This is a genomic window from Gordonia sp. G4, assembly GCF_057770005.1.
On the sequence record NZ_CM173442.1, the window covers coordinates 1,895,624 to 1,908,081 of the forward strand.

General features: G+C 66.6%; 11 protein-coding genes. 5 read left to right on the plus strand and 6 right to left on the minus strand.

All coding sequences use genetic code 11. The features are described from left to right. Positions 1–3: 3 nt before the first annotated feature. From AC3B5T_RS08315 to AC3B5T_RS08330, 4 genes are all read right to left on the minus strand, one after another. Positions 4–2,130: an arabinofuranosyltransferase gene (locus AC3B5T_RS08315; protein WP_488358514.1), complete on the minus strand. Its 2,127-nt coding sequence runs from the start codon at positions 2,128–2,130 to the stop codon at positions 4–6. Positions 2,131–2,161: 31 nt separating this feature from the next. Continuing rightward, complete coding sequence (dprE2, locus tag AC3B5T_RS08320; RefSeq protein WP_010843197.1) at positions 2,162–2,923, minus strand: decaprenylphospho-beta-D-erythro-pentofuranosid-2-ulose 2-reductase; 762 nt, start codon at positions 2,921–2,923, stop codon at positions 2,162–2,164. Positions 2,924–3,004: 81 nt separating this feature from the next. After that, the gene (gene dprE1, locus AC3B5T_RS08325; RefSeq protein WP_055476825.1) at positions 3,005–4,429 is read right to left on the minus strand and encodes a decaprenylphosphoryl-beta-D-ribose oxidase; all 1,425 of its coding nucleotides are present in this window, start codon (positions 4,427–4,429) and stop codon (positions 3,005–3,007) included. 136 nt (positions 4,430–4,565) lie between these two features. Continuing rightward, positions 4,566–4,688, minus strand: a complete 123-nt coding sequence (locus AC3B5T_RS08330) for a hypothetical protein (RefSeq protein WP_269432852.1) — start codon at positions 4,686–4,688, stop codon at positions 4,566–4,568. A 549-nt stretch (positions 4,689–5,237) separates the two neighbouring features. Between AC3B5T_RS08330 and AC3B5T_RS08335 the strand changes: the two genes are divergently transcribed. After that, positions 5,238–6,149 carry an AurF N-oxygenase family protein gene (locus tag AC3B5T_RS08335; RefSeq protein WP_055476824.1) on the plus strand — a complete coding sequence of 304 codons (912 nt, stop codon included), beginning with the start codon at positions 5,238–5,240 and terminating at the stop codon, positions 6,147–6,149. 26 nt (positions 6,150–6,175) lie between these two features. Here AC3B5T_RS08335 and AC3B5T_RS08340 read toward each other — a convergent pair whose 3' ends face one another. After that, positions 6,176–6,802 (minus strand): TetR/AcrR family transcriptional regulator, encoded by a 627-nt coding sequence (locus AC3B5T_RS08340; protein ID WP_010843200.1) that lies wholly within the window; start codon positions 6,800–6,802, stop codon positions 6,176–6,178. Between the two features lie 122 nt (positions 6,803–6,924). Between AC3B5T_RS08340 and AC3B5T_RS08345 the strand changes: the two genes are divergently transcribed. Next, positions 6,925–7,242: a hypothetical protein gene (locus tag AC3B5T_RS08345; RefSeq protein ID WP_055476823.1), complete on the plus strand. Its 318-nt coding sequence runs from the start codon at positions 6,925–6,927 to the stop codon at positions 7,240–7,242. 27 nt (positions 7,243–7,269) lie between these two features. On the opposite strand, the gene AC3B5T_RS08350 is transcribed toward AC3B5T_RS08345, so the two are convergent. Then, positions 7,270–7,875: an acyl-CoA-like ligand-binding transcription factor gene (locus AC3B5T_RS08350; RefSeq protein ID WP_055476822.1), complete on the minus strand. Its 606-nt coding sequence runs from the start codon at positions 7,873–7,875 to the stop codon at positions 7,270–7,272. A 178-nt stretch (positions 7,876–8,053) separates the two neighbouring features. Here AC3B5T_RS08350 and AC3B5T_RS08355 point away from each other — a divergent pair, with 178 nt between their 5' ends. From AC3B5T_RS08355 to AC3B5T_RS08365, 3 genes are all read left to right on the plus strand, one after another. Further along, the gene (locus AC3B5T_RS08355) at positions 8,054–8,800 is read left to right on the plus strand and encodes a glucose 1-dehydrogenase (RefSeq protein WP_010843208.1); all 747 of its coding nucleotides are present in this window, start codon (positions 8,054–8,056) and stop codon (positions 8,798–8,800) included. 210 nt (positions 8,801–9,010) lie between these two features. Further along, positions 9,011–9,454: an MmpS family transport accessory protein gene (locus AC3B5T_RS08360; protein WP_055476821.1), complete on the plus strand. Its 444-nt coding sequence runs from the start codon at positions 9,011–9,013 to the stop codon at positions 9,452–9,454. Positions 9,455–9,562: 108 nt separating this feature from the next. Then, entirely contained in the window at positions 9,563–12,430 is a 2,868-nt protein-coding gene (locus AC3B5T_RS08365) for an MMPL/RND family transporter (protein ID WP_442902730.1), read from the plus strand. Positions 12,431–12,458: the final 28 nt, after the last annotated feature.

A 12,458-nucleotide genomic window follows, 5' to 3' on the forward strand; every position in this document is an offset into this window, starting at 1 on the left:
CGGTCACTTCCGGACGACGAGGACGAACGGGCCGCGCTCGGTGACCTCGAAGCGCGGGTCGTCGAAGACCGCCGGATCGAAGGTGACCGTGTAGCGCTTCACGTTCGGGTCGTTGGGATAGACGTCCTCGGCGAGGCGGAGCGTGTAACCGTCTGCGCTGTACCGGAACAGGAAGACATTCGGCGGGGTCCACGGCGAGCGGTCGAGAGCATCGACGAGTTGGTCGGCGTTCTCGCTCTCCGCCCACCGCGCGATGGCGGTTGCGCGCTTGTCGAATTCGGCCAGTGGGTTCGCGTAGTGCGAGGTGAGTCCCTGGAAACCCCAGTAGGGGTAGATCGACAAGAAGCCGAAGTCGGCGGTGAGCACCACGTTGTCGGTGCGCGGCCTGCCGGTCTGCTCACCGATCAGCTTGTCCAGCTCCGCGAAATACGATTCGGCTCCCGCCGGGCGAGCATCCGCGCGTTCGCCGTACCCGTCGGTGTCGGTGTAGGCGGTGGTGATCTCGGTGGCCAGATGGCCCGGGATGCTCTGTGCCATCGCGATGGCCGAGAGGACGGCGAGCGCACCCACGACCACGCGAACGTCGCCGAATCGGCGCACCGCCCAGTGCGCGAGATCGACGACGCCGAAGACGCCGGCCGCGCTCAACGTGGCCACCAGGATGGGTTCGAGACGGAACGAGAGCAGGGTGGTTCCCAACGCGGTCATCAGCATCGACAGCAGGCAGAACACGTAGACCGTCAGCACGATGACGCCCATCGCCAGGGCGACGGTGCGGGTGCGGAAGCGCAGCAGGATCCACAGGAGACCGATCATCGTGATGGCGCCGACGAGGTTCAGGCCGAACATCGGCAGCGGCAACACCGAACCGCGTTCGGGCAGATAGTGTTCAGCGGTCCCGCCGCTGGCCGGGGTGTTGGTCAGGCGTGCCCACAGGTAGGGCGCCCAGACCAGCAGGGCGATGAGGCCGGAGATGACCGCGACGGCGACGAGGCGCCCGGTCACCGCGACCACGACACCACGCCGTCGGCTCCGGATGGCTGCCGACGACGTGGCCTTGTTCGACGCGCCCAGCCACCCCTGCACCGCGAAGTAGCCGGCCAGGAGGACGGCGGTCAGGGCGAACAGTCCGGTGTAGAGGGTGTAGGTCGCGGCCGAGATCCCCAGGAACACCCCGGACGCCGCCACCGCAGGCCAACTCGTCGTGCCGAAGAGCGGGCCCACCGGACCGTCGGCGGCTCGGGTTCGTCCGCGCAGGGCGTAGGTCAGTGTGATCAGCATCGGTACGCCGATCAGCACCAGGATCGCCGCGTAGGGCTCCGGCGAGGCGTACAGCAGTGTGACGGTCGTGACCGCGAGTCCAAGGGCGACACCGCGATCCGCGCCGAACATCCGGATGAACAGGATGACGCCGACGGCCGCCGCGACCGCCATCGACACGATCGCCCACGTCTTGTAGGCCTCCCACCCGGGCTGACCGAGCAGGTTGGCGAAGCGTCCACCCCACCAGAACCAACCGGCCGGGTAGTACGGCGGCAGTTCGGTATAGGTCATGTCCGCCAGGTGGGGGCTCGACGTCATCCGCGTCAGGTACTCGGTGCGGAATTCCTGATCGACCGACAACCCGAAGAGGTAGAGACGTGTTGCGCCCAGCGGCATCCCGATGGTCACGGTGACGAACCCCGACATCGCGGCCGCGGACAGCACCGGCACCAGCAGGCGCCCCTTGCCGTACCGGTAGAGGAGCGCGGCCACGACCAGGATGGCGATGGCCAGCACCTGTCCGGCCGTCGTCAGGGACCGGGTGACGTTCGACGAGTTGAACGCCGGCCACTCGACGGTTCCGATGGCCGTCAGCCCCGCCATCGACACCGCGCCGCCGACCACCACGGCGATCACCAGGGACAGTGCTGCCCGCCCGTAGCCGGACGCGCCTCCCCCTGTTCCCTTGGGCGCGGTGGGCGTGACTCCTTCCGCTCCCTGAGTTGCGGTGGACGTGCCGGTCGCTTCTTGCGGTGCGGTGGACGTGCCCCCGTCCGCTTCTTGCGGTGCGGTGGACGTGCCCCCGTCCGCTCCCTGAGGAGTCCCGGAGCTTGCGGAGGGACGTCTCGAAGGGTCAGGTCGGTTCATCACGTCCCACTCAGACTCGGCGATTCAGCGATCAGATCGGCAGCTTGCGAAAGATTGGCCGCGGGATGTGGCGGAGCACCATCATGATGTAGCGGAACGGTCCCGGCACCCAGACGATCTCCTTGCCCTTGGTGGCCGCGGCCACCGCCAGGCGACCCACGTCCTCCTTGTCGACCGTGAGTGGCGCTTCCTTGACGTGCGCCGACAACCGGGTGCGCACCTGACCCGGACGGATGACGAGGACTCGAGCGCCGAAGGGGCGCAGTGCTTCTCCGAGTCCGAGGTAGAACCCGTCGAGTCCGGCCTTGGTGGACCCGTAGACGAAGTTGCTGCGACGGACACGCTCACCGGCGACCGAACTCATCGCGATGATCTGACCGTGACCCTGGGCCTTCATCTTCTCGCCGAGCAGCACACCTACGGAAACCGCGGCGGTGTAGTTGATCTCGGCTTCCGCGACGGCGAGGCCGTGGTCCTGCCAGGCCTGTTCGTCGTCGCCCTGGATGCCGAAGGCGACGATCGCGACGTCGACGTCACCGTCGGCGAACGCCTTGTCGATGACCGCCCGGTGGGTGTCGGTGGCACGGGCGTCGAAGTCGATCTGGGTGACCTCGGTGGCGCCGGCGTCCTTGGCCTTCTGGACGGCGGCAGCGGCGGTGGGGTCACCCGGAAGGGTGGCGAGGATGACCCGCGCCGGGCCCTTGCTGAGGTATTCGGCGGTGATGGCGAGCCCGATCTCGGAGCTGCCTCCCAGGACCAGGATGGACTGTGGGACGCCCACGGCGTTGATCATGTGTGTACTCGCTTTCGGTGACGTACAGGTCGGTTGCGCATGAGCGCGTCGGAAACTGGGTGCGTCGAGAATGTCCGCCGCTCAGGCGAGTTCGAGTCGCCGGCCCATGTCCGACATGAACACCCGGTTGGGGTCGACACGGCGACGGGTCGCGATCCAGTCGTCGATCTCCGGGTACATGGCGTGGAAGCTCTCGGCCGACGTACGCGAGTCCTTGGCGGTGTAGAGGCGGCCGCCCATCGCCATGACGCGGCGGTCGAGGTCGTTGAGGAACTCGGCGAGACCGGCCTTGACGGGGAAGTCGAGGCAGACGTTCCAGCCTTTGAACGGGAAGCTCAGCGGTGCCCGGTTGCCCTCGCCGAAGAGTTTGATGACGTTGAGGAAGCTGACGTGGCCGGACGCCTGGATGTGCTCGATGAGTGCGGTGAATTCGCCCTCGTTACCGGTGGGCACGATGAACTGGTACTGGCAGAAGCCGCCCCCGCGTCCATAGGCGTTGTTCCAGTCACCGAACACGTCGAGCATGTGGTAGAACTGCGCGAGATTCTTGACCTTGCCCTCGCTGGGCGGTCCGATCCGGTAGTAGGCCTCGCCGACCGCGGAGAACGAGAGCTTGTTCGCGAGCCCGCGCGGGAAGATGTCCGGGAACCGGACCAGCGGCTTGTTGTTGAACGAGAGCGGGTTGTCCCGGTACTTCTCCGGCAGTTCGTCGACACGGGCGAGGTTGCCTCGCGAAAAGGTGCCGCGGCCGAGCTTCGGCGGTCCGCTGATCGTGTCGAACCAGCCCGAGGCGTACTCGTACCCGTCCTCGAAGCCGTCCTGGAGGTGCAGGTCGAGGGTTTCCTGCAGCGAGCCGGTGCGGGCGGTGTCGGCGATGAAGTACGCGCTCTCGGTGCGCTTCATCTGGATCTTCGCGCGCAGCACGATGCCGGTCAGTCCGATGCCGCCGATGGTCGCCCAGAAGAGTTCGCCGGCCGGGTCGTCAGCCGACCCGCCCGGGGTGAGGGTGAGGATCTGGCCGTCCGCGACGAGGAGCTGCATCTCGAGGACGTGATTGCCGAAGCTGCCCTGGCTGTGGTGGTTCTTGCCGTGGATGTCGTGCGCGATCGCGCCGCCCACCGTCACCTGCCGGGTGCCCGGGAGCACCGGGACCCACAGGCCGTGCGGGAGTGCCGCCTGCATGAGCGTGTCCAGCGATACGCCGGCGTCGACGTCGACCGTGGCCGACTCGTCGTCGATCGCATAGATCCTGGTCAGCGGGGTCATGTCGACCGTGAGTCCGCCGCTGTTCTGGCCCGATTCGTTGTAGGAGCGTCCGAGCCCGCGGGCGATGACGCCGCGTTTGAGGTAATCCGGCTTATCCGCGTTGTCGTCGGCCACCCGGGCGACCGCCTCGGCGATGACCTCGGGGTACGGCGTGGACAGGACGTGACCCTCGATCGGGGTGGTGCGAGACCAGCCCACCAGCTTGCGGGTCGTGATCGGCAGCAACTCTTCAGTAGACATCGCTAAAGAGGGTACCTGGGTGACCGACCTGCACGGACCGTCCGTCCCGAGCCGAGCTGCCGCTCCGTGACCGCAGCGGCCCGGTGAATCCGTTCGACCGGTGGTCCCCTGACGAGGGTGACGTCGCTGTCTTGCGTCATGCCCACGTCGTCAGGGCCACGACGATCGCGGCCATCGCGATGACGTAGGTCACGGCCCACCAGAGGTCGCGGCCGGGTGTTGGTTGCGGCGGATGAGGGACGGTGGAGTGCTGGGTCATGTCTCGGGCGTGGACGATTTCGTGTCGGGCGGGGTGCGTGGTGCTGGGTGTGATCTCACGAGGCCGGAGCGGCTCGGTGAACTTGAGCTCGGCCGGCGAGGGGCCTGGTCGGTTGCCCGGCCGGGGGGCGTGCGCGCGCGATGTCGGATGCCGTCATCACCTGTGTCCACCACTTTTGGAGCGGGCTCGGGTCGGGCCAGATGATCGTCTCGTCTGCAGTGGGCACGGGGAGCTCCTTTCGGTGAGAGGTGTGTCTGCGTGTGCACAATGCGACTGATTCATGGATAGCACCGCCGGCGGGCGGTTCGCCACCTGTTGCCGGCTGATTGTTCGGCCGAGACATGGTGCGCCAGTCCAGCACTCGGAGATCGGGTGCGGAGGACGGTCGCAGAGGTCGGTGCGGGGTTGCTCGCGGTGTCCGGGTGTCAGAGCGGTCGTCGGTTCGGCCGCCGGGGTCCGTGCCATCGTCGAACGAACCATTGACTGATGGCACTATCCGTGGTGGCATGCATCACAGGGTTGAATCCCGGCGTACGACGAGGAGTCCGAATGGAAGCAGCACTCAACGATGTGACCCGCCCCGACGACGGGGTCGATGAGGTCGCTGCGCGCCTCCTGGCGTCCGCGGCGCGGCTGTCGCGTAACGCGATGACCGAGATCGACTGGGACGAGCCGCTCGATCCGGAGAAGTACGGCTGCAGTCCGGAATGGTCGACGCTCTATGGAACCGCGTACTGGGAAGAGATGACCGAGCAGCAGCGGATCCGCCTCACCCGCCACGAGACCGCGTCGATCATGAGCATCGGTATCTGGTTCGAGATGATGCTGCAGGAAATGGTGATCCGCGACCAGTACCTCGGTGACTATCACCGCCCGGAGTTCCAGTTCGCCCTGACCGAGGTCGCCGATGAATGCCGGCACTCGATCATGTTCGCGAAGACCTCACACAAGCTGACGGGTACCAGTTACACGCCGCACCCACGTCTGGGTCGTTTCGGCAAGCTGTTCATGCGGGTGGCCGGCGGTGAGATCGCCTACGCCGGAATCCTTGCCGCCGAGGAGGTCCTGGACGTGTTGCAACGCGGGTGCATGCGCGACGACCGGGTGCTGCCGCTCGTGCGCACCGTCAACGAGATCCATGTTCTCGAAGAGTCGCGGCACATGCGGTTCGCCCGCGAGGAGGTCCGGCACTCCATGCGTGAGGCGAGTTGGATTCGGCGGCAGCTCAGTTCGGTGATCACCGCGATGGCGGTGTCGTACATCCTCGTGAGTCTCGTCCGCCCGCAGGCCTATGCCGACGCCGGATTGGACCATCGTCGCGCCGTCGGCGAGATGCGCCGCAACCACCATTTCCAGTCGATGGTGCGTTCTGGTTGTGCACATCTGATGGGCTTTCTCGACGACGTCGGTCTGCTCACCCGGCCCGCTGCGCGGATCTATCGCAAGGTCCACATGCTCTGACGGCTCGGCGTCGGTGGGCCCGTCGCTCAGGAATCCTGTTGCGGGGGAGTGATGATCGCGGCATTGACCAGTGAGAGCAGGTCCTCGATTCCGGTGCCGTCGGGCAGCTGGTCGGCGAAGTCGGTCTCCAGCGAGGCCAGGCCGTGCGCCATGGCGAAGGTCGCGATGGCGATGAGGTTCCCTGGCACTCCGCCGCCCCATCCGTCGTCTGCGGCGTCGGAAACCGTGCTCGTGTGCAGTTCCCACGCCCGCGCCCGGGCCGCGACCAGCTCAGCGGCCTTGTTGTCCACCAGGCGGGACCCCATCATCAGCGCGGCCGTGGCGCGGTTGTCACGCGCGAACCGGACATAGACCTGCCCGAGCGTGGCAACAGCCTCGCCCAGTGGCGCATCGTCGGACAGTTCCCCGAGAGCGCGGGTGTGTTCCGCATGGAGGCTGTCGAATCCGCGTACCGCGACCGCGGTGAACAGTGCCCGACGATCGGCGAAGTGGTGAGCAACCGACTGATGGGTGATCCCCACCCGGCGGGCGATGGCGCGCAGGCTGGCCTTCTCCGGACCCGCCTCGTCGAGTTCGGCGACGGCCGCGACGAGCAGCGCCTCCCGGACCTCGGGTGTGGTCCGGCGTCGGATCGGGCAAGCCGGCTTCTGCATGCCCGCGATTATGGCTCATCTGCGCGCGATGCTCGGCGTGGTCGAAGTCGACCGCTGGTTTCACAGCTCGCGCGGACGGGCACGCGGGTGGGGCACAGATCTCTACGACAGGAGCGCCGCAGATGAGCCACCAGCCACCGAAGGATGTCCAGGAAGCAGCCCAGCGCGCGGTCCGGTGGATCGAGGACGGCAAGGCGGGCAAGGGGTTCACCGACACCGGCCGCCATCGGGCTCACCAGCTGGCCGAGGGCAGGGATGTCGACGACGACCAGATCCGCAAGATGCGCAACTACTTTTCCCGCCATGAGGTGGACCGGGACACCACCGGGTTCAAGAACGGCGAGGACGGCTTCCCGACGGCCGGACGCGTCGCCTGGGATGCCTGGGGTGGCGACCCCGGACGTCGGTGGGCGAATTCGCAGAAGATCGAGGGGGATTGAGCGATTCGGCAGTGCACCCTGGTCTGGTCAGCCGAACAAACCGTCTAGATGGCTGAGCACGTTCCCGAGGTGTGCATCCAAACGTGTCAGGAGGTCGATCCGCTCGCTGTCCCGGTTTCGCCAGTGACGGAGCTCCGCAACGAACACGGCATGGCATGCGGCGGCAACCACCATCGGAACGTAGTGGTCCACATGGTCGCCGGCCCGGTTCGCCACAAACGACTCGATCGGCAACCTCCATTGCTCCCAACGTGCCTGCGCGCCCGCGTGGAGATCCGGAGTGGTGTCCAACAGCTGAAAGCGCTCCAACCACACGTCGCTGCTGAAAACGGCAAGGCGCGTCGATTCGAGGACAGCGGTACGGACGGAGCCGAGCACGTCGTCCGCGTCTGCCGACGCTTCCAGGACATCGGCCAGTCGCTCGATCGTCGAGTCGAACTCGAGCCAGATCACCCCCGATTTCGACCCGAAGTAGCGGAAGAATGTCGTACGCCCGATGCCTGCAGCAGCGGCGATGTCCTCGACGCTGACGTTCTCGTAGCCACGGTCGATCATCAATGCGACCGCTGCTTGCTCCACATCTTCTTTCGACGCCGCCGGTGGGCGTCCCGGTGGGCGTCTTCGGGTCTCCATTGCTCCAACTTATGCGGTCACCGCTCGATTCTTCGCTCCGGCGCTGGACTCCGGCGTATTGTGGTACTCGGTACCACTACTTGCGTCGACCGACCACTCGAGATGTCACCCAGGTCGTTGCAACGCGGGACCCGGCATCGCGTCCGCGATGCATCCGAGCGATGAAGGAGTGTTGGAAATGGGAAAGTTGGATGGCAAGGTCGCCATCATCACCGGGGCTGCACAGGGCATGGGGGCCGCTCATGTACGGCGGTTCGTTGCCGAGGGTGCCAAGGTCGTTTTCACCGACATCAACGATGACGGTGGCCGCAAGCTCGCGGCTGAACTCGGTGACGGCGCGCACTTCATCAAGCATGACGTCACCTCGCTCGACGAGTGGCGCGCGGTCGTCGCCGAGGCGGAGGACACGTTCGGTCCGGTGGACATCCTGGTGAACAATGCGGGCATCTTGGGGCCCATCGAGGACGTCGTCGAGATCGACCCGGATGAGTATCTGAAAGTCATTGCTGTGAATCAGCATTCGCAGGTGTGGGGCATGAAGACCGTGATCCCGTCGATGCGCAAGGCGGGCGGCGGTGCCATCGTCAACATCTCTTCCACTGCCGGCATGGTCTCGATCGTCGGCGCGCCCAACATCGGCTACGTGGGCAGCAAGTTCGCCTCCCGTGGCATGACGAAGCAGGTTGCCGTCCAGTTCGGGCCGGAACAGATCCGCGTCAACTCGGTGCATCCGGGGTACATCAAGACGCCGATGATGGAGGCTGCCACCGACGCCGAAGGCGGCGGTATCGCTGCTACCGTTCCCATTCGTCGAATGGCCGAACCCGACGAGGTCTCCAGCCTCGTGTTGTTTCTCGCTTCTGACGACTCCTCGTACATCAGCGGCATGGAGCATGTCATCGACGGCGGATTGACTGCCTCCTGACCTGTTCGATCTGTGACGCGGCGCCGGCTCTCTCGAGAGGGTTCGGCGCCGCCGCTGGTTTCGAGGCCCCTGCATGGGCGCCCGATCTCGCCAGACCTTGCCAACGGACGATGTCACATATAGAGTCCCTGCCACTGGCAGGCTGAGCGGTGGGTCGACCTGGAAACCACCAGGTCGACCCACTCGACGCCTGATGTCGATGGGGGTCCGATGATGAAGTCCGGTGGGCGCGGTGTCGCGTGGTGGATTGTTCTGGTGGTCGTCGCGGTGATGGCGGTGTCGGCGTTCTACGTGGGCAAACTGCGGTTGAGCGTGATCCCCGACCGGGCGATCGGGCATTCGCCGCCCGCGCCACAGGCCGGCGTCGTCCGGGACAAGTCGATCGAGTACGTGGTGACCGGGCCGGAGGGATCGTCCGCGCGGGTGTCCTACATCGAGCCCGGGGGCCGCGTCGTCGAGGACAAGGTGACGGTTCCGTGGCGTGTGGTGCTCCGGACACGGGAGTTGACGACGTCTGCCGGCGTCCTGACCCAGTCCTCCGGTCGCGGCGAGGTGTCATGTGCGGTGCGGGTCAACGGATTCGAGCGCGTACGTCAGAACGGTTCGGGCACCGATGGCAGCACGGTCGCCAACTGTCTGGTCCCGGTGGCCTAGGTGCGCGGGACGACGGGGGAGCGACAGATGGCCACGACGCGCGAGCGGATCACCGAACTGCGGAAGGGGCTCGCCGCAGAGGTGAGGCGTCCCGCTCGGTTCGACGTGATGCGTGACCACGGTCCGGGACGTCCGCGCCTCGCCCGCTTCCTGTACGCCTGTTCCCTACCGGTCATCGTCGTCTGGCTCCTCGTCGCGGGCGGTCTCAACATCGTTGTGCCTCAACTGGAGTCAACGGTCACCGAACACGCGCAGTCGTTCCTGCCGGACGAGGCGTCGTCGGTGCAGGCGCTGGTCAAGATGGGGGAGTACTTCGGCGGCGGGGGCAGCAACAACTTCGTCTACGTCCTGATGGAGGGCGACGACCCCTTGGGGCCGGAAGCTCGCACGTACTACAACGAGTTGCTGACGACGCTCACCGCTGACACCGAACACGTCAACTCCGCGATGGACCTCTGGTCGAACCCGGACCTCGCTCCGGCGGCCCAGAGTGCTGACGGCCACGTCGCCTACGTCCTGGTGAACCTCGCCGGAAACATGGGCACCGCGCTGGCCATGGAGTCGACCCAGTCCGCACGCGACACCATCGCCGCGACAACGCCTCCAGCTGGAATCGACGTACACATCACCGGGCCGTCCGCGGTGGTCAACGACGAGATGGTCGCGATCAACGACTCCATCATCCTGCTGGTCTCGGTGTGCGCGTTGCTGGTCGGCGCCGTGTTGCTGCTGGTCTACCGATCCGTCGTCACCGCCTTGGTCCCGCTGCTCGGGGTGGGACTGGCGCTGGCCGTGGCCCGCGCCACCATTTCGTTCTTGGCCGAGAACGAGGTCATCAAGGTCTCGATCTTCGCCGCGGCGCTGTCGGCGGTGATCGTCCTCGGCGCCGGCACCAACTACGGGATCTTCCTCGTCGGCCGGTATCAGGAAGCGAGACGCAAGGGACGCGACCGTGAAGACGCGTACTACGACGCGCTGGCAGGGGTCCAGCACATCGTCGTGGCGTCGGCGCTGACGGTCGCCGGTGCGATGGCCTGCCTGGCCGCGACGCGCCTCGCCATGTTCAGCACGTCGGGATTGCCGTGCACCATAGCCATTCTCATCACGCTCGCAGCCGCGCTGACCCTGGGACCCGCGGTTCTGGCAGTGGCCACGCGACTGGGCTTCGTGGAGCCACGGGAGTCGGCGTCACCGCGACGGTGGCGTCGGATCGGCACCACCGTTGCGCGCTGGCCGGGCCCGGTCCTCGCGGCCGCACTCGCCGTTCTCGCGGTGATGATCATCCCGCTCTCGATCTACGCGCCGAGCTACAACGAACGCCGCGCCCAGCCGGCGGATTCGCCCGCGAACGTGGGATTCGCTGCCGCAGATCGGCATCTGCCGCCGAACATCATGGCGCCGAGCGTCCTGATCGTCGAATCCGACCACGACATGCGCAATTCGGCGGATCTGATCGCCCTCGCGCAGCTGACCGATGCCGTCGCCTCGATCGACGGTGTGAGCGCGGTCCAGGGGATCACCCGCCCGCTCGGCCAGACCCTCGATCAAGGCACCCTCACCTCCCAGGCGGGGTACGTCGGCAACAGGTTCGGCCAGATGACGTCGCTTCTGCGGGATCGCATCACCGACCTCGACGCGATCGGTGCGACGATCGACGATCTCGACACCGCCATCGACGGAGTCGACGCGGCGCTGCGGCAAGGGGCGGCCGGTGCGGGGGCGTTGTCCGACGCCACCACGCAATTGCAGCGGACGAGCGAGTCGACGCTGGCGAAGGTCGACGACCTGACGGCCGGGATCGCCCCGGTGCGCGGGATCGTGAACTCGATCCCGCAGTGCCAGGATGTCGCCGCCTGCCGCACCGCGCTGACCGGTCTCTCGGTCCTCGATGACCTTCCCGCGCTGAGAGATTCCGTCCGCGACCTCGCCGGCGGCACCCGGTCGCTGAGCGCAGCGCTGCCCACCGCCGCGCGGCAGATCCCCGTTCTTCGCGCCACGGTCACGCAGCTCCGTGAACTCATCGGCCCGTTGCGGACCACCCTGGGTGCACTGCTCCCGCAGGTCGGCGAGATCACCGACTTCCTCGACGAGGTGAGCGGGGCGTACTCGGCGGGCAGTCCCGCTGCCGGTGGATTCTTCCTGCCCAGCCAGGCGTTGGAGAGCCCGCTCTTCCAGAGCGGCATGCCGTATTACTTCTCCGACGACGGCAAGGCGACGCGGATGATCGTCACCCCGCAGCGCGAGGGCTTCAGCCGTGACGCGATGGACGTCAGCGCGGAGGTGATACCCGCCTCGTTGGCGGCGATCAAGAACACGTCGCTGGCCGGATCCACGGTCAGCATCGGCGGACCGGGCGGCACGCTCCTCAACATCGAGTCGTTCGCCCACGAGGACTTCATCGCGATCGTCGTCGCCGCCTTCGCATTCGTGTTCTGCGTGGTCCTGGTCCTGCTGCGCAGCCTCGTGGCCGCACTCGCGGTGATCGGAACCGTCGGACTCTCCTATCTGTCCGCGATGGGGGTGTCGGTGTTCCTGTGGCAGGGCCTCATCGGTAATCCGCTGCACTGGTCGGTCGCGCCGATCGCGTTCACCTTCCTGGTGGCCGTGGGTGCCGACTACAACATGTTGCTGGTCAGCCGTTTTCGAGAAGAGTACGGCGCCGGCGGTGGCACCGGGCTGATTCGCGCCATGGTCGGAACGGGAAGTGTTGTCACGCAAGCAGGTCTGACGTTCGGGATCACGATGTTGGCGATGCTCGCCAGCTACGCGCACAACGTCGCGCAGATCGGCACGACCGTTGCCATCGGACTCCTCATCGACACGCTGATCGTCCGAACCCTGGTCATGCCGGCGATCGCGCGGCTGTCCGGCCGGTGGTTCTGGTGGCCGACGCCGTTCGTGTCGCTGGCCCCGCGACGCTCGATCGGGAACGAAAGCGTCGCGGAAGGGATTCCTCCAGTCGCGCAACGGGTCTGACGAAGTGCGCCTTCGCAGAGATGACGGT

Coding starts and splice junctions, on each gene's coding strand:
- AC3B5T_RS08315 (WP_488358514.1), bottom strand. CDS start 2,130: ATGAACCGACCTGACCCTTCGAGACGTCCCTCCGCAAGCTCCGGGACT.
- dprE2 (WP_010843197.1), bottom strand. CDS start 2,923: ATGATCAACGCCGTGGGCGTCCCACAGTCCATCCTGGTCCTGGGAGGC.
- dprE1 (WP_055476825.1), bottom strand. CDS start 4,429: ATGTCTACTGAAGAGTTGCTGCCGATCACGACCCGCAAGCTGGTGGGC.
- AC3B5T_RS08330 (WP_269432852.1), bottom strand. CDS start 4,688: ATGACCCAGCACTCCACCGTCCCTCATCCGCCGCAACCAACACCCGGC.
- AC3B5T_RS08335 (WP_055476824.1), top strand. CDS start 5,238: ATGGAAGCAGCACTCAACGATGTGACCCGCCCCGACGACGGGGTCGAT.
- AC3B5T_RS08340 (WP_010843200.1), bottom strand. CDS start 6,802: ATGCAGAAGCCGGCTTGCCCGATCCGACGCCGGACCACACCCGAGGTC.
- AC3B5T_RS08345 (WP_055476823.1), top strand. CDS start 6,925: ATGAGCCACCAGCCACCGAAGGATGTCCAGGAAGCAGCCCAGCGCGCG.
- AC3B5T_RS08350 (WP_055476822.1), bottom strand. CDS start 7,875: ATGGAGACCCGAAGACGCCCACCGGGACGCCCACCGGCGGCGTCGAAA.
- AC3B5T_RS08355 (WP_010843208.1), top strand. CDS start 8,054: ATGGGAAAGTTGGATGGCAAGGTCGCCATCATCACCGGGGCTGCACAG.
- AC3B5T_RS08360 (WP_055476821.1), top strand. CDS start 9,011: ATGATGAAGTCCGGTGGGCGCGGTGTCGCGTGGTGGATTGTTCTGGTG.
- AC3B5T_RS08365 (WP_442902730.1), top strand. CDS start 9,563: ATGCGTGACCACGGTCCGGGACGTCCGCGCCTCGCCCGCTTCCTGTAC.